The organism is Chromobacterium sp. IIBBL 290-4 (assembly GCF_024207115.1).
Taxonomy (GTDB): Bacteria; Pseudomonadota; Gammaproteobacteria; order Burkholderiales; family Chromobacteriaceae; genus Chromobacterium.
Genome location: NZ_CP100128.1, coordinates 1499240 through 1519196, shown reverse-complemented (window position 1 = coordinate 1519196; position 19957 = coordinate 1499240). Strand labels below are relative to the sequence as shown.

The 19957-nt window shown below is 64.8% G+C and carries 19 protein-coding genes; 12 read left to right on the top strand and 7 right to left on the bottom strand.

The genetic code is table 11. The annotated features are described in order from the left end of the window. Positions 1-5 precede the first annotated feature (5 nt). From NKT35_RS07100 to NKT35_RS07075, 6 genes are all read left to right on the top strand, one after another. Positions 6-737, top strand: coding sequence for a uroporphyrinogen-III synthase (locus NKT35_RS07100; protein WP_254300246.1), 732 nt, complete (start codon positions 6-8; stop codon positions 735-737). Then, positions 734-1771, top strand: a complete 1038-nt coding sequence (locus tag NKT35_RS07095) for a uroporphyrinogen-III C-methyltransferase (protein WP_254300245.1) — start codon at positions 734-736, stop codon at positions 1769-1771. The genes NKT35_RS07100 and NKT35_RS07095 overlap by 4 nt, the downstream gene beginning before the upstream one ends. 3 nt (positions 1772-1774) lie before the next feature. Beyond that, a complete protein-coding gene (locus NKT35_RS07090) occupies positions 1775-2983 on the top strand; it encodes a heme biosynthesis protein HemY (RefSeq protein WP_254300244.1) in 1209 nt (402 codons plus the stop codon). 350 nt (positions 2984-3333) lie between these two features. Then, the gene (gcvA, locus tag NKT35_RS07085; RefSeq protein WP_254300243.1) at positions 3334-4254 is read left to right on the top strand and encodes a transcriptional regulator GcvA; all 921 of its coding nucleotides are present in this window, start codon (positions 3334-3336) and stop codon (positions 4252-4254) included. 139 nt (positions 4255-4393) lie between these two features. Further along, positions 4394-5974, top strand: coding sequence for an MDR family MFS transporter (locus NKT35_RS07080; RefSeq protein WP_254300241.1), 1581 nt, complete (start codon positions 4394-4396; stop codon positions 5972-5974). Further along, entirely contained in the window at positions 5967-6386 is a 420-nt protein-coding gene (locus tag NKT35_RS07075; protein WP_254300238.1) for a MarR family winged helix-turn-helix transcriptional regulator, read from the top strand. The genes NKT35_RS07080 and NKT35_RS07075 overlap by 8 nt, the downstream gene beginning before the upstream one ends. Here NKT35_RS07075 and NKT35_RS07070 read toward each other — a convergent pair. From NKT35_RS07070 to cysE, 3 genes are all read right to left on the bottom strand, one after another. Further along, on the bottom strand, positions 6346-7920 hold the full coding sequence (locus NKT35_RS07070) for a sensor domain-containing diguanylate cyclase (RefSeq protein WP_254300237.1): 1575 nt from the start codon (positions 7918-7920) through the stop codon (positions 6346-6348). The two genes, NKT35_RS07075 and NKT35_RS07070, sit on opposite strands and share 41 nt — an antisense overlap. A gap of 210 nt (positions 7921-8130) precedes the next feature. After that, positions 8131-8973 (bottom strand): isopenicillin N synthase family dioxygenase, encoded by an 843-nt coding sequence (locus NKT35_RS07065; protein ID WP_254300235.1) that lies wholly within the window; start codon positions 8971-8973, stop codon positions 8131-8133. Positions 8974-9245: 272 nt separating this feature from the next. Continuing rightward, a complete protein-coding gene (gene cysE, locus NKT35_RS07060; RefSeq protein ID WP_254300227.1) occupies positions 9246-10028 on the bottom strand; it encodes a serine O-acetyltransferase in 783 nt (260 codons plus the stop codon). Positions 10029-10139: 111 nt separating this feature from the next. Between cysE and NKT35_RS07055 the strand changes: the two genes are divergently transcribed. Continuing rightward, positions 10140-10805, top strand: a complete 666-nt coding sequence (locus NKT35_RS07055; RefSeq protein WP_254300225.1) for a tetratricopeptide repeat protein — start codon at positions 10140-10142, stop codon at positions 10803-10805. Here NKT35_RS07055 and NKT35_RS07050 read toward each other — a convergent pair. Further along, complete coding sequence (locus NKT35_RS07050; protein WP_254300223.1) at positions 10775-11635, bottom strand: MBL fold metallo-hydrolase; 861 nt, start codon at positions 11633-11635, stop codon at positions 10775-10777. The genes NKT35_RS07055 and NKT35_RS07050 overlap by 31 nt on opposite strands. Before the next feature lie 119 nt (positions 11636-11754). Between NKT35_RS07050 and NKT35_RS07045 the strand changes: the two genes are divergently transcribed. Continuing rightward, a complete protein-coding gene (locus tag NKT35_RS07045; protein WP_254300222.1) occupies positions 11755-12561 on the top strand; it encodes a sulfite exporter TauE/SafE family protein in 807 nt (268 codons plus the stop codon). A gap of 30 nt (positions 12562-12591) precedes the next feature. On the opposite strand, the gene NKT35_RS07040 is transcribed toward NKT35_RS07045, so the two are convergent. Continuing rightward, positions 12592-13827, bottom strand: a complete 1236-nt coding sequence (locus NKT35_RS07040) for an ammonium transporter (RefSeq protein WP_254300219.1) — start codon at positions 13825-13827, stop codon at positions 12592-12594. A gap of 179 nt (positions 13828-14006) precedes the next feature. Next, positions 14007-14324: an iron donor protein CyaY gene (gene cyaY / locus NKT35_RS07035; protein ID WP_254300217.1), complete on the bottom strand. Its 318-nt coding sequence runs from the start codon at positions 14322-14324 to the stop codon at positions 14007-14009. Between the two features lie 93 nt (positions 14325-14417). On the opposite strand from cyaY, the gene lptM reads away from it, so the two are divergent. Together lptM and NKT35_RS07025 are read left to right on the top strand one after the other, a co-directional pair. Further along, entirely contained in the window at positions 14418-14591 is a 174-nt protein-coding gene (gene lptM, locus NKT35_RS07030; protein WP_254300216.1) for an LPS translocon maturation chaperone LptM, read from the top strand. Positions 14592-14699: 108 nt separating this feature from the next. After that, the gene (locus NKT35_RS07025) at positions 14700-15797 is read left to right on the top strand and encodes a pyridoxal phosphate-dependent aminotransferase (RefSeq protein ID WP_254300214.1); all 1098 of its coding nucleotides are present in this window, start codon (positions 14700-14702) and stop codon (positions 15795-15797) included. A gap of 78 nt (positions 15798-15875) precedes the next feature. On the opposite strand, the gene NKT35_RS07020 is transcribed toward NKT35_RS07025, so the two are convergent. Then, entirely contained in the window at positions 15876-16610 is a 735-nt protein-coding gene (locus tag NKT35_RS07020) for a BPSS1780 family membrane protein (protein ID WP_254300212.1), read from the bottom strand. 221 nt (positions 16611-16831) lie between these two features. On the opposite strand from NKT35_RS07020, the gene tkt reads away from it, so the two are divergent. Both tkt and gap read left to right on the top strand, forming a co-directional pair. Continuing rightward, positions 16832-18817, top strand: a complete 1986-nt coding sequence (tkt, locus tag NKT35_RS07015) for a transketolase (RefSeq protein ID WP_254300210.1) — start codon at positions 16832-16834, stop codon at positions 18815-18817. 96 nt (positions 18818-18913) lie between these two features. After that, on the top strand, positions 18914-19924 hold the full coding sequence (gene gap / locus NKT35_RS07010; RefSeq protein WP_254300208.1) for a type I glyceraldehyde-3-phosphate dehydrogenase: 1011 nt from the start codon (positions 18914-18916) through the stop codon (positions 19922-19924). The last annotated feature ends 33 nt before the right edge of the window (positions 19925-19957 follow it).

Here is a 19957-nt window from a genome sequence, read left to right as displayed (position 1 = left end):
CCGCGATGAAGCGCGTGCTGGCCACCCGTCCTTTGGCGCAGTGCGCCGGACTGCTGCAAAAGCTGTGCGATGCGGGCTGGCAGGCGGCGCATTTCCCGCTGCTGGAAATCGAGCCGCTGCCGGATGGCATGGCCGAGCTGCCGGCCCTGGCGGCGGGAGCGGATGTGCTGTTCTGGGTCAGTCCCACCGCCATCGATATCGGCTGGCCGGTCCTGGCCGATGCCGGCCTAGGCGGCAAACGGCTGGTCTGCGTCGGCGCGTCCAGCGCTAGGCGCTTGGCCAGCTTGTCGGGGCAAACGGTTTTGCATCCCAGCGCCGGCAGCGACAGCGAAGCCTTGTTGGCGCTGCCTGAGCTGGCCGAGGTGGCGGGGCAGCGCTGGCTGATCATCCGCGGCCAGGGCGGCAGGGCTTTGCTGTCCGATGCCTTGGCGGCGCGCGGCGCCAAGGTCGGCCTGGCCGAGATCTATCGGCGCGTGGCCGTCAGCCCGGATTGGGCCGCTTTCGACGCCGAGCCGCCCGATGCCATCGTTCTGACCTCAGGCGAAATGGTAGAGCAATTGTTCCGACTGGCTGGCCCGAGCCGGACGGGGGCGCTACAATGCCAGCTATATTGCGTGCCGCATCCGCGGATTGCCGAACGCTTGGCCGCGTTCGGCGCGACGCGCGTCGTGACAACCCAGGCCGACGATGCCGCACTGGTCGCCGGCCTCAAAGAATGGTTCCTTCGTCAGCCATGAGCGAATCCCAGATCCACGAAGCCGTCCAGGCCCCTCAATCATCCCGCCGCAAAGGCCCCGGCCTTGCCGTGCTGATCGCCGCCGCCGCGCTGGGCGTGGCCGGCTGGCAATTCTATTCCACGCAGCAGCAGCTTGATTCGATGCGCCAGGAGCTGGCGCGCCGTTTGGCCGAAGGCAGCGGCGCCGGCAAGGAACAGCGCGCCGTGGCCGAGCAGGCCATGTTGGCCGCCCGCGCCACCGACGGCAAGCTGGCCTTGCTGGAGGCGCGTTTCAATGAAGCGGCCGGCCAATACGCCACCCTCAACGGCATGTATCAAGAGCTGACCAAGAATCGCACCGATTGGCTGTTGTCGGAAACCGAGCACTCGCTGGCGGTGGCCAATCAGCAGCTGCAGCTGGCCGGCAATGTCAGCGCCGCGGTGTCGGCGCTGGAAATGGTCGACGGCCGGCTGGCCAAGTTCGACCGGCCGCAGCTGATCGCGGTGAAAAAGGCAGTGGCCACCGACCTGGAAAAGCTCAAGGCGCTGCCTTATCTCGACACCGTCGGCCTGACCGTGAAGATAGACCGGCTGATGCTGGGCGTGGACGCCTTGCCGCTGGCGGTGGACGCGCACCGGCTGGGCGGCTCGCAAGCGGCGGCGGCTTCCGCGCCCTTGTCCGGCGCGCCGTGGTGGGAACGCTTGTCGGCGGAAATCAGCCAGAGCCTGGGCGAGCTGATCCATATCCGCCGCATGGACAAGCCGGAGGCGCTGCTGTTGTCGCCGGAACAGGCTTTTTTCCTGCGCGAAAACCTGAAGATGCGGCTGCTGGACGCGCGCCTGGCCTTGCTGCAGCGCGACGGCAAAACCTACGCCGCCGACGTGGCGGCCGCGCGCAGCTATGTGCAGCGCTATTTCGACCGCGATGCCGGGGCCAATACCCAATGGCTGTCCACCTTATCTGAACTGGAGGGCGCGCCGCTGGACATCAGCCTGCCCGACATGTCGGCCAGCCTGAAGGCGGTGCGCGACGCCCAGGGCAACCGCGAGGAGTAAACGGTGAAATTCGCATTATGGATCATCGGCCTGTTCGCGCTGGCCGTGCTGGTGGGGCTGGCCTCCACCCTGAATACCGGCTACGCCATCCTGTTTTTGCCGCCGTACCGGATGGAAGTCTCGTTCAATCTGATGATCGTGCTGGTGATCGCGCTGATCGCCGCCACCCATCTGACGCTGCGTCTGATCGCGCTGGCCACCGGCCTGCCGCAGCAGGTGCAACGCTTTCAGAAGCAGAAAAAGCTGAAGGCGGCCCGCCATGCCTTGCGCGAAGCCGGGATCGCTTTTTTCGAGGGGCGATTCCAGAAGGCGGAGCGCGAAGCGGTGAAGTCGCTGGACAACGAGTATTCGGATGAAAACCGCGCGCTGGCCTTGTTGATCGCCGCCCGTTCCGCCGGCGCGGCCGGCGATTTGGAAAAGCGCGACGACTATCTGGCCAAGCTGGATCAGATGCCGGACCGGCTGCAATTGGCGCGGCATATGCTGGACGCCGAATTGAAGCTGGAAGACAAGGACGCGCCGGGCGCTTTGCTGGCTTTGGAGCGTGCCCGCGCCTTGTCGCCGAATCTCACCAATGCGCTCAGGCTGGAATTGAAGGCCCGCATGTTGCAGAAGCAGCCGGAGGCGGTGCTGAGCCTGACCGAAAAGCTGCTGAAGGCCGACGCGCTGGAGCCGGAGCAGGCGCGCCGCTACCGTCTGGCCGCATATCAGCAACAGCTGGGCGCCTTGCTGTCCGAACGCGAAGTGCGGGATTGGCTGAAGCGGATGCCGGAAGCGGAAAGCCGCAATCCGCAGCTGTTGCAGGCGGTGGTGAAGCATCTGATCCGCCTGCAGCAATACGATTACGCCGCCACTTTGCTGGCCGAAGCGTTGTCCGCCGACGATATGGACTTGCCGGAGTTGAGCCGAGAGTTGGGCCAGCTGGCCAGCCAGGTCAGCGTGGACAAGCGCCTGGCCTTGCTCAAGGACGCCGAGCGCTGGCTGCAGCAGCGTCCGCGCGACCATTGGCTGTTGCTGGCCTTGGGCCGTTTGGCCTTGGCGCAGCAATTGTGGGGCAAGGCGCAAAGCTATCTGGAAGCCAGCGCGTCCATCGAGCCTACGCTGTGCGCCCATGCCGAGCTGGCGCGGCTGTTCGAGGCCACCGGCAAGGAAGAGCAGGCGCAACAGCAGTATCAGCGCAGCCTGGAGCTGGCCTTGAGCAAAGGCTGCTGATCATTCCTGCCCGTTGTCGAGATGCCGCCCGCCATTCTGGCCGGCGGCATTTTTCATGGGCGCAAAAAAAAAGCGGACCCTGTGCAGGGCCGCTGATGCCAATGTGGACGGGCAGCAAGGCGTTCGATACGAGAGCCTGTTTGACGTTTGTCTGACAATAGGATGTCAGAACGCGAAAGCTGTGCCAGAATCAAGCAGTATTGCATGGCTGCTGTGAATTCTATGCATACCGGCTTTTCACGTCATGCCGTCGCGGTCGACGGCAGCTCAAGCTGCAGAATACGTGGCCGCGCCGGTTTGCGCAAAGCAGTTAATCTCATGAAAACTATGAAGAAAAGGCATGTAACAGCATGAAGCTGCCGCCGTTGAATGCCCTGCGCGTGTTCGTCGTCGCCGCCGAGCACTTGTCGTTTACCCGCGCCGCCGCGGCGCTCAGCCTGACGCAGGGCGCGATCAGCCGCCATGTGCAGACGCTGGAAGAGTGCTATGGCGCCACTTTGTTTACCCGCCAGGCTCGCGGCCTGGCGCTGACCGCCGAGGGCGAGGCGCTGCTCAAGCCGGCGCGGGAAGCGTTCCAGCTGCTCAACGAGGCCAGCGAAGCCCTGCGCCTGCGCCAGAGCGATCTACGCGTCAGGATGCCGCCGACGCCGGCGATGCGCTGGGTGTTGCCCAATCTGGCCGATTTTCAGGCCCGCCACCCGGAATACACCCTGCATTTGCTGACGCAGCTGATTCACAACAAGCCGTTCAATCGCGCCGAATACGATCTGGCGGTGGTCGGCTTGTCGCGCGCCGAAGCCGCGCCCGATTTGAGGCTGGAGTGCATCTGCCGCGAGAAGCTGATTCCGGTGTGCTCGCCCGCCCTGCTGGCCGGCAAGCATCCGCTGCATACGCCGCAGGACCTGCAGCACCATACCCTGCTGCATCCCTGGCGCGACCAGAATACCTGGCAGCGCTGGCTGAAACTGGCCGGCGTCACCGGCGTCAATGCCGAGAGCGGCGTCACTTTCGACGCGCTGGAATACGCGCTGCACGCCGCGGTGGCCGGCATGGGCGTGACGCTGGCGCAGGCGTCGATGGTGACGCAAGATCTGGACAGCGGCAGGCTGGTGATTCCGTTCGACACGGTGCTGGAAACCGAGTGGGCGTATTACCTGGTTTATCCGCACGAGCTGGCCGAACTGCCCAAGGTGCGCGCCTTCCGCGACTGGCTGGTGCATACCGTCGCGCATAGCGAGGAGATCAGCTGGCTGGCGCGACAGGGTTATTGACGCGCTGCCGGCAACGATAATCGATGCCGTCTCGTTCTCCCGGATGAGGCGGCGTTTAGCATTTGTTAACCAGTTCTGATTGCAAGCGATCGCCGCGCGGAGGAAAATAATTGTATTGGCAATTATTGCTTTATCAATTATGAATGCTCCTGTTTCCTCTCCGGCCTTGGCGCTGGATTTCCGCCAGCGGCTGCTGGCGATGCTGGGCTTGTGCTGCGTGTTGATCATGGTGGCGCTGGATCAGACCGTGGTCGGCACCGCCATGCCGACCGTGGTGGCCGATCTGCGCGGTTTCGCGCTCTATGCCTGGGTGGGCACGTCCTATCTGCTGACCTCGGTGATCACCGTGCCCATCTTCGGCAAGCTGGGCGACGACCACGGCCGCAAGCCCTTCGTCTTGACCGCCATCGTGGTGTTCACCGCGGCCTCCATGCTGTGCGGCCTGGCGCAGAACATGCCGCAGCTGGTGCTGGCGCGCGCCTTGCAGGGCGTGGGCGGCGGCATGCTGGTGGCCACCACCTTCGCCTGCGTGCCGGATTTGTTTCCGCACACCCGCGAGCGTTTGCGCTGGCAGGTGATGCTGTCGGCCTCGTTCGGCCTGGCCAATGCCGTCGGTCCGTCGCTGGGCGGTTTCTTGACCGAGTATTTCGGCTGGCGCTGGGTGTTCTTCGTCAATCTGCCGGTAGGCGTGATCAGTCTGTTCGCCGTCTGGCGCTTCCTGCCGGTGATCCGCCATCCGCGGGATCGCTCCGGCGGCCTGGATTGGCAGGGCGCCGCCTTGATCGCGCTGTTTTTGGGCTCCTTGCAGCTGCTGGTGGAGTGGCTGCCGCAGCATGGCTCGGCCGGCGAGCTGACGCTGTTGGGCGGGGTGGCGGCTGTCTCGCTCGCCGCGCTGGTCTGGTGGGAGCGGCGCAGCGCCAACCCGCTGCTGCCGCCGTCGCTATTGGCTCAGCCGGGCCTGGCGCCTTTGTTCGGCCTGTCCATGCTGATGGGCTTCGGGCTGTTCGCGGTGATGTATTACGCGCCCTTGATGTTCCAGGCCGGTTTCGGGCTGTCGCCCAATCAGGCCGGCGTGCTGGTGACGCCGCTGGTGGTGTGCATCACCATAGGCAGCATGCTCAACGGCCGCATCGTGCAGCGCCTGAAGCACCCTACCCGTCTGTTGACGCTGGGTTTGGTCTTGTTCGCGATGACGGCGGCGCTGCTGACTCAGGCGACGCGCGAGACGGCGCATGCGCTGATCATCGCCAATATGGTGTTCGGCGGCCTGGGCCTGGGCTTGTTGATGCCCAACCTGACCATTTTCGTGCAGCAGTTGTCGCCGCGCCATCAGCTGGGCGTCGCCACCGCCATGCTGCAATCCACCCGGATGGTGGGCGGCATGTTGGGCACGGCCATCATGGGCACCGTGGTCAGCCACCATTTCCGCGAGGGCGTCGCCATCCGGCTGGCGGCGGCGGAGCAGACGCATTGGCTGGGTTGGCTGGCCGATCCGCAAACCCTGCTCAACGCCGAACTGCTGGCGCGGTTCCGCCATCTGGCCGCCGCCGCGCAGCCTGAGCAATTGCTGGCCTGGGCGCGGCTGTCCCTGGTGGACGCCATCCATTTCAGCCAGGCGGTGGTGGCGATCTGCCTATTGCTGGGCTGGTGGCTGGTGCGTAAAGTGCCGCCTATCCAATTGAGCAGCGCCGTGGCCAACTCGGAGGACCAGCATGGCTGACCGCAATTTCTTGCAGCAACTCGGCCGCAGCAGCCGGGCGATGTATGGCGCGTTTGAAAGCCTGGTGGGCCATCCTTTGCCGCGCTGGCGCATCCTGAAGGCGCTGGATGAGTTGAAGACTGCCAGCCAGAAGCAACTGGCTGTTCATCTGCAGATGGATCCCGGCGCCTTGACCCGGCAATTGAAGGTCTTGGAAGCCGAACAGCTGGTCAGGCGCGAAACCGACCCCGACGATAATCGGCAAACGCTGGTGTCCTTGGGAGAGGCGGGCCAAAGCCTGTTGCGGGACGCCGCGCCGCTGCGGCAGCGATTTTTCGATCAAGCCTTGGACGGTTTGGCGGCGGATGAGCTGGATGCGGCGACCAAAGTGCTCAGGCTGCTGGAGGAGCGTTTTCGCCAGATGACGCGCTAGGCGGCTCAGCGTGGCCTAGGCCGGCGATCTCGATCCGGTTGCGGCCGGACTGCTTGGCCCGGTAGAGTTCGCGGTCCGCCGCCTCGATCAATTGCCGGCTGTCCAGCACTTCGCGCGGCGATACCGTGGCGCCGCCGATGCTGATGGTGACGATGCTGGAGATGGAAGAGCCGACATGCGGCAGCTGCAGGTCGCGCACCGCTTCCAGCACCGCCTCGGCGACGCAGGCCACGCCTTCTTCGGTGGTGTCCGGCAGCAGGCAGGCGATTTCCTCGCCGCCATAACGCGCCACCAGATCCTGCGGCCGCCGCACGCTGCTGCGGATGGCCTGCGACACCTCGCGCAGGCAATAATCGCCGCTGACATGGCCGTAATGGTCGTTGTACAGCTTGAAGAAGTCGATATCGATCATCAGCATGCCCAGCGGCGTGCCCAGCCGGCGCGCGCGCCGCCATTCGCCATCCAGGCTTTCCTCAAAGCTGCGCCGATTGGCGATGCCGGTCACCGGGTCCACTCGCGACAGCGCCAGCACCTCGGCATGGGACTGCTCCAGCGCCAGCGTGCGTATCCTGACCTGCTGCTCCAGCTGTTCTTGCTGTTCGCCCAGTTCCTGCTTGATCCGGCGTTGCTCGGTAGTCAGCGCCCCCACGCACAGCGCGACGATGGTGAGAATGCCGATATAGGTCTGCATGATGATCAGCGTGCTGTAGGCGGAATAGCCCAGATACGGGCCGCCGCCGTGGCGCGTGCCCCACAGCGCCAGCCACATGATCAGCAGCAGGGCCAGAATCACTTCGCGGGTGGTGAAGCGGAACGCCGCCCAGGCCACCAGCGGCAGCACCAGCATGTCCAGCGGATAGGTGGTGTCCACCGTCGGGTGCCACCAGATGAAGATGCTGGCGGTCAGCAGCGTCACCATGCCGAAATAGGCCAGCATTTCCACCCAGCTTTCGAGGCTTTGTCTGGGCCAGCCGTATTGGTGGAAGATCAGGAACATGCTGCCGAACAGCAGAGTGCCGCTGGCGCTGCTCAGCCACAGCAGGCAGGCGCGGGAAACCAGCTCTCTTTGCGGCAGCAGGTGGGTGAGAAAAAGCGCGGCGGCGTAGATCAGGCTGCCCAGCAAAGTCATGGCCACCACGATGACGAAAAAGGCCAGGCAGTGGCTGAAGCTGTCCAGCGGATTATTGCGGTTGATGTGGCGGCGGATCAGCCAGGCGCCCGCCAGCGTCTGCGCCAGAATGCCCAGCGCCATGCCGAAGCAGGCGCCTTGCCAGACAATGCCGGTCAATTGACCGTGCCACTGCCAGGCCTCATGCGCCCACGCGCCCAGCAACACGCCGGGCCAGGCGCGCCAGCCCAGCAGCAGCATGGCGGCCAAGGCGAGGCCGGGCTCCGGCCACACCACATTATCCATCCCCAATTCCAGCACCAAGAGCTGGTCGCCCAGCCAGGCGGCCAGGCAATAGGCCGCGGCGGTCAATACAATGGCCAGCCCGTCCGGCAGCTCGGGAAAGCTCGCAAATTTGCCGCGCATGATGTCCCTCTGCGGCAGGCCGTTTGTCGGCCTGAAGGCGGGTGTGGAAAAGCGCCGGCGGATGCATGGTCCGCAACGGCGACATGGCAATGCTGCGCCTTAGTGTCATCCTAGTTGGCGAATCCGGCGGACGCAGCCTTACTGAGGCGCGAGAGCAAAAAAAATGGCCCAAGCAAGGCTTGGACCATTTGATTATGCATTTTGGCAATGCTACATCTTGACGCCCAGTTCGCGCAGGCGCTCGTCCAGATAGCTGCCGGCGGTGTGGCGATCGGATAGCGCCACGTCCGGACGCGGGTGTAGGAACAGCGGCAGCGAGACGCGGCTCTTCTTCGCGCCTTCGCCGGTCGGGTTGACCACGCGGTGCTGGGTGGACGGGTAGTAGCCGGCGGACGCTTCTTGCAGCATGTCGCCGATGTTCACCACCAGGGTGCCGAAATCGCAGGGCACGTCGATCCAGTCGCCGTTCTTATCCTGCACTTGCAGGCCCGGTTCGTTGGCGGCCGGCAGAATGGTCAACAGATTGATGTCGCCATGCGCGGCGGCGCGCAGCGAACCGGCCGGCTCGTTGCCGCTCAGCGGCGGGTAGCGCAACACGCGCAGCAGCGTCTGCTGGCTGTCCTGGATCATGTGCGACAGCGGCTCGCGGTAGTTGGCGGCGATATCGGCCGGGGTGTATTGCTGCACCCAGGACAGCAGTTCTTGCGCCAGCTGGTTGGCGATGCCGTAGTAGCGGTCGGCGTCGGCCTTTAAGGCCGCCGGCACGCGGCCCCACGGGTAGACGTGGAAGTATTCCTTGATGTCTTTGAGCGTGGCGCCCTTGGCGGTTTCCGACACTTCCGGAGAGAACCAGCCATCCTGCTTTTCCACCGAGAAAGCGTAGTCGAACTTCTCTTCGCTGTTGAAGAAGCCCAGCCATTCGGCGTAGATCTTTTCCACCAGGTCCTGGGGGATGGGATGATTGGTCAGCACGCCGAAGCCGGTTTCGTGCAGGGAGCGGGTGAACTGCTCGGCGGCGTCCGGGGCGCGGTAATCGACAACTCTGACGTTCATGGGGTGGTTTTCCTGATGAACCCGGCGCCGCCATGCAATATCGGGGCGGTCGCCGGCCGCGCGCATTGTAACGGCTAAATTACAGCCGGCCAAGCCGTCGGCATGCCGACTGTTGGAAAACCGCCAAGCGGCGATGCCTTTGCGCGGCAAGGGAAATTCAGCGTTTTCTGATCGATGCCATGCAGTTTTCCGGCTGGCCGCGCGAGCGGCGGCGATGAGGGCGAGCCGGCAAAAGCTTGTATTTAAATTACAGCGCCGCCGCCGCGCCTCATTCAGACGCGTTGATCCATATCCAGCGCCGGGGTGCCGGGACAGGCCTGCGCCACCACGCGCGCCGGCACGCCGGCCACCGTGGCGTGCGGCGGCACATCTTCCAGCACCACGCTGCCCGCGCCCACCTTGGCGCATTCGCCCACCTGGATATTGCCGAGCACAGCCGAACCGGCGCCCAGCATCACGCCGTCGCCCACCTTGGGGTGGCGGTCGCCGCGCTCCTTGCCGGAGCCGCCCAGCGTCACGCCGTGCAGGATGGACACATTGTTGCCGATGACGGCGGTTTCGCCGACCACCAGGCCGGTGCCGTGGTCCAGCATCACGCCCTCGCCGATGCGCGCCGCCGGATGGATGTCGGCGCCGGTCACTTCGGAAATGCGGTTTTGCAAAAACAGCGCCAGCGTGCCGCGGTCTTGTTTCCACAGCCAGTGGGTGATGCGCTGGCTCTGGATGGCGTGAAAGCCCTTGAAGTACAGCAGCGGCGTGGAATAGCGGTCGCAGGCAGGATCGCGCTCGTAACAGGCGCGGATGTCGGCGCGCACCGCCGCGCAGATGCCCGGATCGGACTGGAACGCTTCGCGGAACAATTCCTGCAGCGCGCGCGGATCCATCACCGGGCTGGCCAGCTTGCTGGACAGATGGAAGGCCAGCACGTCTTCCAGCGTGGCATGGCGCAACACGGTCATGTGCAGGAAGCTGGCCAGCAAGGGCTCGTCGTTGACGGCGGCCAGCGTCTCATCGCGAATGGCCGACCATAGCGGATCAACCAGGGGGGAATTCATCCGGGGCTCCAAAGTGACTTCTCGTTGAAATATTGTAGCCTGCCACAGTCGGGCAGGCGTCAGCAATCCCGGCTTGTTCCGACTAATCTGCAAAGGCGCGGAGGTTGGGCGATGAAAACATGGATGATGGCAGGCGTTTGCTTGGCGAGCCTGGCGGCGGTCGCGGCCGAACCGCAAACGCCGGGCTGGCGGGAATACCAGGCCGGTCGGCTGGCCGCCGCGCGGGTGGCGTTCTGGCAGGCGGCCGAACAGGGCGACCGCGTGGCCGCCTTCGACCTGGCGATGATGGACTGGAAAGGCGAGGCCGGACCGGTGGACAAGCCCGGCGCGGTGTTCTGGCTGAACAAATCGGCCGCCGCCAATCTGGCCCAGGCCCAGCACGCGCTGGGTTTGCTGGCCGAGCGCGGCGACGGCGTGCCCAAATCGCAGACCGAGGCGACGCGCTGGTTCGCGCTGGCGGCGCGGCAGGGCTACGAGCCGGCCCAGCTCGATCTAGGCACGCAGTATTTTCTCGGCCGCGGCGCGCCGCAGGACGATAGGCTGGCGGCCTACTGGTATGAAGAAGCGGCCAAGCAGGGCGATGTCGGCGCGCAGTATCTGATCGCCAGCATGTACGAGCATGGCCAGGGAGTAAAGCAGGACGTGCCGGCCGCCATTCGCTGGTATGCCAGGGCTGCGGCGCAGGGCGATGTCGGCGCGCGGGCCAAGGCGCTGGATCTGGCGGCGCAGGAAACGCGCCGCAGGGCTCAGAGCGCGTCCAGCGGCAGCTTGAGGTAGCGCACGCCGTTGTCTTCTGCCGGCGGCAGGTTGCCGGCGCGGATATTGACCTGAATCGACGGCAGGATCAGCTGCGGCATCGCCAGCGTGGCATCGCGCGCCTGGCGCATGGCGACGAAGGCGGCCTCGTCGACGCCGTCATGGACATGCAGATTGCCCGCGCGCTGTTCGGCCACGGTGGCGACCCAGGCCGGTTCGCGGCCTGGCGGCGGATAGTCGTGGCACATCAGCAGCCGCGTTTGGTCCGGCAGCGCCAGCAGGCGGCGGATGGAGCGGTACAGCTGGGCGGCGTCGCCGCCGGGAAAGTCGCAGCGCGCGGTGCCGACATCGGGCATGAACAAGGTGTCGCCGACGAAGACCCTATCGTCTATCTGATAGCCGACGTCGGCCGGCGTGTGGCCGGGCAGCGCCAGCGTCTTCACGTCCAACTCGCCGATGCGGAAGGTTTCTTCATCGTCGAACAAGTGGTCGAACTGCGAGCCGTCGCAGCGGAAGCCGGCCTCCAGATTGAACACGCGGCTGAAGATGACCTGCACTTCCAGAATGCGGCGGCCAATGCCGATCCGGCCGCCGGCCTGTCGCTTGAGATAGGCCGAGGCGGACAAGTGATCGGCGTGGGCGTGGGTTTCCAGTATCCACTGCAGGTTCAGGCCTTGCGCGCGCAGGAAGGCCAGCTGGCGATCGGCGAAATGGCGCGCGGTGCGGCCGGATTTGGCGTCGAAATCCAGCACCGGGTCGATGATGGCGGCGTGGCCGCCGGGCTGATCGAAAACGATATGGCTGATGGTGCCGCTGGCGGCGTCGTAAAAGCTTTCAAGTTGGGCGCGCATGGAGGCCTCCGCATTCTGCCTTGGTTTATTATATAAATTAATATAATATTGTAAAGCATAATCAAGAGCGCGATTATCGCGCCGCATTCTGCCGCTTGTCATGCGGCAAGGAGACATACATGGTGCTGATGCTGGCTGCCGGCATACTGGTGGGCGCGGTGCTGGGCTTGACTGGCGCGGGAGGGGGGATACTGGCGGTGCCGGCCTTGATGGCGACGCAAGGCTGGGCATTGCCGCAAGCTGCGCCGGTAGCCTTGCTGGCCGTGGTGGCCGGCGCGGCGCTGGGAACCTATGAAGGCTGGCGCCGCCGGCTGGTGCGCTATCGCGCCGCCATCTTGATGGCGGCCTGCGGTCTGCCCTTCGCCGCGCTGGGCGCGCGCGCCGCGCATATTCTGCCGGCTTCCCTATTGGCCGGCTTGTTCGCCGCGGTGATGTTGATCGTGGCCTGGCGAGCCTGGCAAGGCGGCGGCGCGAAGGCGGCCGACAGCGCCAATATGGACGCGGTGTGCCGGATCAATCCCGACACCGGCCGCCTGCGCTGGACCGCGGCGAGCGCGGCGGCGCTGGCCGGGGTGGGGGCGTTCACCGGCTTTCTGACCGGCTTGCTGGGCGTGGGCGGAGGTTTCGTCATCGTGCCGGCCTTGCGCCGGCTCAGCGATTTGTCCATGCACGCCATCGTCGCCACTTCGTTGATGGGCATCATGCTGGTGGGCGGCGGCAGCGTTCTGGCCGCCGGTTGGCATGGCGCGAAGCTGCCGCCCTTGCAGACGGCAGGCTTCGTGTTGGCGACGGCGCTGGGCATGGCGGCCGGCCGCTGGGCCATCCGCCGCCTGTCGCCGCCCCTGGTGCTGCGCGGCTTCGCTGTGCTGGTCGCCGCCGTGGCGGCGGCCATGCTGTGGCATGCAGGACAAGCGGTTTTGGCGTAGCCCCGGTCGCACTGGGCGTTCCGCCAGCTGTTAGATGTAAGCCTCCTCGCCGTGCAAGCTGACGTCCAGTCCCGCCTGCTCGACATCTGCCCCTACCTTGACCGGAGTGACGCGGTCGATCAGCCACAGCATGCCGTAGGTGAAGCCAAAGGCCCAGGCGCCGGATACCACGGCGGCGACCACCTGCTTGAACAGAAAGTCGGCGTTGCCCATCAGCAAGCCATCGGCGCCGGCGGCATTCCAGCCCTTGGCGGCGAATACGCCCAGCAGGATGGTGCCCAGCAGGCCGCCCACGCCGTGCACGCCCCAGACATCCAGCGCGTCATCCCATTGCAGGCGGTTTTTCAATTGCACGGCGAAGTAACACACCACGGCGGCGATCAGGCCGATGACGGCGGCGCTGCCCAGCGACACATAGCCGGCAGCCGGGGTGATGGTGGCGAGGCCGGCCACCGCGCCGGTCAGCAGGCCGACGAATTTGGGTTGCTTGGCATGCGACCATTCCAGCAGGAACCAGGCGGTGCCGGCGAAGGAGGCGGCTACGTCGGTGTTGAGAAAGGCCGAGGCGGTGACGGCGTCCACTTTCAATTCAGAGCCGGCGTTGAAGCCATACCAGCCGAACCACAGCAAGCCGGTGCCCAGCGCGATCAGCGGCACATTGTGCGGCTTGTTTTCCACCAGCGAGCGGCGGCCGACATAGAGGATGGAGGCCAGCGCGGCGAAGCCGGCGGTGTTGTGCACCACGATGCCGCCGGCGAAGTCCAGCACGCCCCATTTGGCCAACAGGCCATCCGGGCTCCACACCATGTGGACGAAGGGGAAGTAGACCAGCACCAGCCAGCCGGTCAGGAACAGGAAGTAGGCCTTGACCGTCACCCGGTTGGCGAAGGCGCCGGTGATCAGCGCCGGAGTGATGATGGCGAACATCATCTGGTAGGCCACGTGCACGATCAGCGGAATGCCGGCGTCGTTGCCGGCGTACATGCTGTTCAGCGTCACGCCATGCATGAAGGCATAGTAGGTCGGATCGCCGATGATGCCGTGCCAGCTGGGGCCGAAGCACATCGAATAGCCGAAGGCGAACCACAGCACCGTGGTCCAGCCCAGCGACATGAAGCTCTGGGCCATGATGGTGAGCACGTTCTTGCGGCCGACCAGGCCGCCGTAGAAGAAAGCCAGGCCAGGGGTCATCAGCATGACCAGGCTGGCGCACAGCAGCATGAAGCCGGTGTTGCCGACATTGAGCGGCGGGGTGGAGGGAAGCATGATCCAGTCCTCATTCAAACAAATATTAGAAAATCATATTGTTCGAATATTGATATTCTTTGCTTGAAATTTTCTTGCACTGGATCAAGTTCTTAGCGCGGCATTTACAAATGTAAACACTTTGTAAATGAATGGATTTGCCAGCCGGCAAATCCATTTGGCATGATGCGGCCGGCCGCCTACAGATCGAAGCTGAAATCCTCGCCGCTGCCGGCGCGGATGGCGTCGGCCAGAGTGGAGAAGAACTCAGAGCCGTCGCGGCTGGCGATCCAGGCTTCGCCCTGGCGCGAGAAGTGGTAGCCGCCGCTCTTGGCCGCGATCCACATTTCCTGATTGGAGGCGTGGCGGTTGACGATGACTTTTTCGCCGCTGTCGAACTCGATCTCCAGCACATTGCCCTGGCGCAGGGTGTCGGCATCCAGATCGTGGTCGTCGATGGCGGCTTCGATCTGGTCGAAGATGGCGTCGCTCAGCTGCAGAAATTCGCTTTCGGTCATGATGGCTTCCTGGTGGGGCCCGCCGGCAACACGGCGGGGCAGGGTTTTGCTAGTATGCGGATTCTGCCATAACCGATAACGGATTGCCGCCGTATGCGTACTCTCTTTGCCTGCGCCAGCTTGTTTCTGATTTTGTCCGGCTGCGGCTACAAAGGGCCGCTGGTCCTGCCCAAGCCGCCGGCGCCGCCCAAGGCGGCCGCGACGCATGCCGCTCCTGCGGCCTCGGCCCCCGCCGAGATCAAACGCGATGCTTCCGCGGCGCATTGAAACTCTGGCGGCGGACCGAGATCGAATCATAAGAACGAGCATGCGCTTGTTTGAATAAGAGCCGGCAATGTCTTCCGGCTGCTACCGGAATGATAAGGAGTCTGCGCCATGTCGCATTTCGCACGCCATTTGGAAAACCGCACCATCGTCAATCCTTTTCCCGGCATCGCCAAGCTGGAGGCGGCGCTGGGGAGGACGGTGGTCAGCCGTCTCGGCGCCAATGAGAGCATGGCCAAGCCGGCTTCGCCCTTGCTGGCCGAGTGGGGCGAAGCGCTGACCGAACTGGCGCGGCTGTATCCCGACCCTTACGCCCTGGCGCTGCGGGAGCGCGCCGCTCGTCTCCATGGCGTGGATCCCAGCCAGGTGGTGTTCGACGCCGGCGCGGACAGCCTGATTTTGCTGGCGCTCAGATTGCGCTGCAATGCCGGCGACGCGGTGGTATGCAGCGCCGGCACCTATCCCAGTTTCCGCTATTTCGCCGATGGCATCGGCGCGCGGGCCATGGAAGTCTCCTACCAGCAAGAGGGCATCGTGCTGCGGCCCCATCTGGAACGGATGTGCGAAATCGCCCAGGCCGAGCGCGCGGCGGTGGTCTACCTGGCCAACCCCGACAACCCTACCGGCTATTACTGGAGCCAGGCCGATATTCTGGCGCTGCGCCAGCGCTTGCCGGCGCAGACCTTGCTGATCCTGGACGAGGCCTATGTCGATTTCTGCGTGGCGCCGCAGGATGCGCCGCCGGTCGGCGCGCTGCCCAACACCATGCGCCTGCGCACCTTGTCGAAAGCCTATGGCCTGGCTGGCTTGCGGGTGGGCTTCGCCATCGCGCCTGAGGATATCGTGGCCAAGGCCGATCAGATCCGGCCGCAGTACGCCATGTCCGGCCTGGCGCAGCATGCCGCGCGGCTGGTGATGGACGATCCCGACTACGCGCGCAGCCTGATCCAGGCCACCTTGCAATTGCGGGAAAAGCTGGACGCCGCCTTGCGCGAGCGCGACCTGACCGTGCTGCCCTCGCACACCAATTTCGTGGCGCTGGTGTATCCCGGCGCGGACAGCGCGGAAGCGATCCAGCGCAAGCTGCTGGCGGACGGCATCGCCGTGCATCGACCGTCGCACCCCGCGTTGCGTCATTTATTGCGCGTCACCGCCCAGCCGCAGGCTTTATCCAGCAAGGTCTTGGAGGCTTTGGCTGGATTGGCGTGACGCGGCGCCATCGACCGCATGGCAATGAAAAAAACGCCGCCCTCGAGAAGAGAGGCGGCGTTTTCTTTGGCTGCGCGCTCAGGCGTCGGCGAAGATGTCTTTCCAGCTGACAAAGGCGATGACGGAGGCTATCGGGAACCAGAGCAGCAAACCCAGGCCCAGCGTCAGCGCCACCGGAATCAGCAGCAAGAGCATGATCAGGCCCGCCACCAGCATGGGCAGCCAATTGCGCTGGCCGGCCGCGAAGCTGCTGCGAATCGCCTGCCAGGGCGCGGCGCCGTTCAGCGCTACCAGCGCCGGAGCGAACCAATAGGCCAAAGAGATGACCACGGTGACGGCGGCTATCACCACGAAGAAGACCAGCCCGAAGCCGATGGGCAGCGTGGAATGCGCGGTCTCGGGCAGATGCGTGTTGAGCAGGCCGGCGGAGACGCCGCCGGACACGCCGAACACGATCAGCAGCACGGAGGCCGCCGCGATCAGGCCGAACATCATCGCGCCCAACAGCAGCAGGGGGCCGGGCATCAGGCGGAAGCCGGCGAACAGGTCGGCCAGCTCCAGCTCTTCGCCGCGATCCGCCTTTTGCGCCGCCAGGACGAAGCCGGCGGCGAAGATCGGCCCCATCAGCGCGCCGGCGATATTGCCGATGACAGGCACCAGCCCGACGCCGAAGTTGATCAGCAGATAGACCAGGGTCAGCAGCACCCAGGTCAGCGCTTGTTCGCGGACGATGCGGAAGGACGCCAGGCACCACTCCTTGCCGCGTCCGGCGTCTAGTTTGCGAGGGGACGGCAATTGGGAAAAGGTCTGCATGCGGGCTCCAGGATAGGGGGAAAGAAAATACAGACCATGCCATTAAACCATGGTTCTCCCTGATTTTGCGCAAGCGGCATGCGGGATGCAAGGTTGCCGAAAAGGGAGTAAATCGGCGATAATCCTGCGGTTTTCGCGACGGAGGAGCCTGTCGCCGGCAGCATCGCGCACAGGTAAAGAACCGTCGTTCCGGTTCCCAATTGTCTTGAGGTTTCACCTGCATGGTTACCCGCACCGAGCTTGCCAACGCCATCCGTTTCCTGTCCATGGACGCTGTGGAAAAAGCCAAATCCGGCCACCCCGGCGCCCCGATGGGCATGGCGGACATCGCCGAAGTCCTGTGGCGAGATCACCTGAAGCACAATCCGGCCAATCCCAAATGGGCCGACCGCGACCGCTTCGTACTCTCCAACGGCCATGGCTCGATGCTGATCTACAGCCTCCTGCATCTCTCCGGCTACGACCTCTCCATCGACGACCTCAAGAATTTCCGCCAGCTGCACTCCAGAACGCCGGGCCACCCGGAATACGGCTACGCGCCGGGCGTGGAAACCACCACCGGCCCGCTGGGCCAGGGCATCACCAACGCCGTCGGCATGGCGATGGCCGAAAAAATGCTGGCTGCCCAGTTCAACCGCGACGGCCACAGCATCGTCGATCACCACACCTATGTGTTCCTGGGCGACGGCTGCCTGATGGAAGGCATCAGCCACGAAGCCTGCTCGCTGGCCGGCACCTGGGGCCTGAACAAGCTGGTCGCCTTCTGGGACGATAACGGCATCTCCATCGACGGCCACGTCGAAGGCTGGTTCAGCGACGACACCCCGGGCCGCTTCGAAGCCTACGGCTGGCAAGTGATCCGCAACGTCAACGGCCACGATCCGGTGGAAATCGCCACCGCCATCGCCACCGCCAAGCAAAGCGCCGACAAGCCGACGCTGATCTGCTGCAAGACCACCATCGGCTTCGGCGCACCCTCCAAGCAGGGCAGCCACGACTGCCACGGCGCGCCGCTGGGCGCGGCCGAAATCGCCGCCTCGCGCGATCTGCTGAAATGGCCGCACGCGCCGTTCGAGATTCCGGCCGAGATCTACGCCGAGTGGAGTGCCCGCGACAAGGGCGCCGTGGCCGAGATCGAATGGACCAAGCGCTTCGACGCCTACCGCGCCGCGCATCCGGAGCTGGCCGCCGAGTTCGAACGCCGCATGGCCGGCGATCTGCCCAAGGGCTGGGAAGACGCCCAAGCCGCCGCCATCGCCAAGATCAACGACGCCGCCCAGACCGTGGCCACCCGCAAGGCCAGCCAGATCGCGCTGGAAGCGCTGTCGCCGTCCCTGCCGGAATTTGTCGGCGGCTCGGCCGACCTGACCGGCTCCAACCTGACCAACTGGTCCGGCTCCAAGTGGATCAACGGCGAAGGCCAGGGCAACTACATCAGCTACGGCGTGCGCGAGTTCGGCATGGCCGCCATCATGAACGGCATGACGCTGCACGGCGGCCTGCGCCCCTACGGCGGCACTTTCCTGATGTTCAGCGAATACGCCCGCAACGCGCTGCGCATGGCCTCGCTGATGAAGATCAACCCGATCTTCGTGTTCACCCATGATTCGATCGGCCTGGGCGAAGACGGCCCGACCCACCAGCCGGTGGAGCAGACCGCCACGCTGCGCTACATCCCCAACCACCACACCTGGCGTCCGTGCGACACCGTGGAAGCCGCGGTGGCCTGGGCGCATGCCGTCGAGCAGAAGCACACCCCGTCCAGCATGATCCTGAGCCGCCAGAATCTGCCCTTCGTCGCTCGCGACGCGGCGCAGATCGCCGCCATCCGCAAGGGCGGCTACGTGCTGCGCGACGCGGCCGGCGCCAAGGCGGTGTTGATCGCCACCGGTTCCGAAGTGGAACTGGCGCTGAAGGCGCAGGAAGCGCTGGCGGCGGAAGGCATCGCCGTGCGCGTGGTGTCCATGCCTTGCACCAATGTCTTCGACGTCCAAGACAAGGCCTGGCAGCAAAGCGTGCTGCCGGCGGGTCTGCCGCGCATCGCCATCGAAGCCGGCCATCCGGACTTCTGGCGCAAGTATGTGGGCCTGGAAGGCGATGTGGTCGGCATGGCCACCTTCGGCGAATCCGCCCCGGCGCCGCTGTTGTTCAAGGAATTCGGATTCACCGTCGAGAACGTGGTCGCCAAGACCCGCGCGGTTCTGTAAGTAGTAATCAAGGCCACCGCCGTTGAAGCGGTGGTCTTTTTTTGCCTTGTCATGTAGTGCCGGCACTACATGGAGCACCCTGGAGAAGAGAGAAGCATGACCATCCGCCTCGCCATCAACGGTTACGGCCGCATCGGCCGCCAAGTTTTGCGCGCCATCTACGAAAACAAGTTGCACGACGATTTCAAGGTGGTGGCCGTTAACGCTTCCGGCGATCTCAACATCAATGCCCACCTGACCCAGTTCGACACCGTGCATGGCCGCTTTCCCGGCACGGTGGAGCAAGACGGCGAGCATCTGATCCTCAATGGCGACAAGATCCGGTTCTTCAGCACCCGCAACCCGGCCGAATTGCCGTGGCAGGCGCTGGAAGTCGATCTGGTGCTGGAATGCACCGGCGCCTTCACCACCAAGGAAAAGTGCCAGGCCCACCTGGCAGCCGGCGCCAAGAAAGTGCTGATCTCCGCACCGGGCGGCGACGACGTCGACGCCACCATCGTCTACGGCGTCAACCACGACGTGCTGACGGCCGACATGACCGTGGTGTCCAACGCCAGCTGCACCACCAACTGCCTGGCGCCGGTGGCCAAGGCGTTGAACGACGCGATCGGCATCAAGAAGGGCCTGATGACCACCATCCATGCCTTCACCAACGACCAGGTGCTGACCGATGTCAAGCACAAGGACCTGCGCCGCGCCCGCTCCGCCACCGACAATATGATCCCCACCAAGACCGGCGCGGCCAAGGCCGTGGGCCTGGTGCTGCCGGAGCTGAAGGGCAAGCTGGACGGCTTCGCGGTGCGCGTGCCCACCATCAATGTATCGCTGGTGGACCTGACCTTCACCGCCATGCGCGACACCTGCAAGGACGAGATCAACGAGATCCTGGAAGGCGCGGCCAAGGGCAGCATGAAGGGCATCCTGGGCTTCAACACCCTGCCCCTGGTGTCCGGCGACTTCAACCACACCGAAGAGGCTTCGACATTCGACTCCACCTTGACCAAGGTGACCGGCGGCAATCTGGTGAAGGTGCTGGCCTGGTACGACAATGAATGGGGCTTCAGCTGCCAGATGCTGCGCACCGCGCGCGCGATGTTCGAGCGCTGATCGCCGCGAAATCGGCTTAGGGCGGGATGCCCC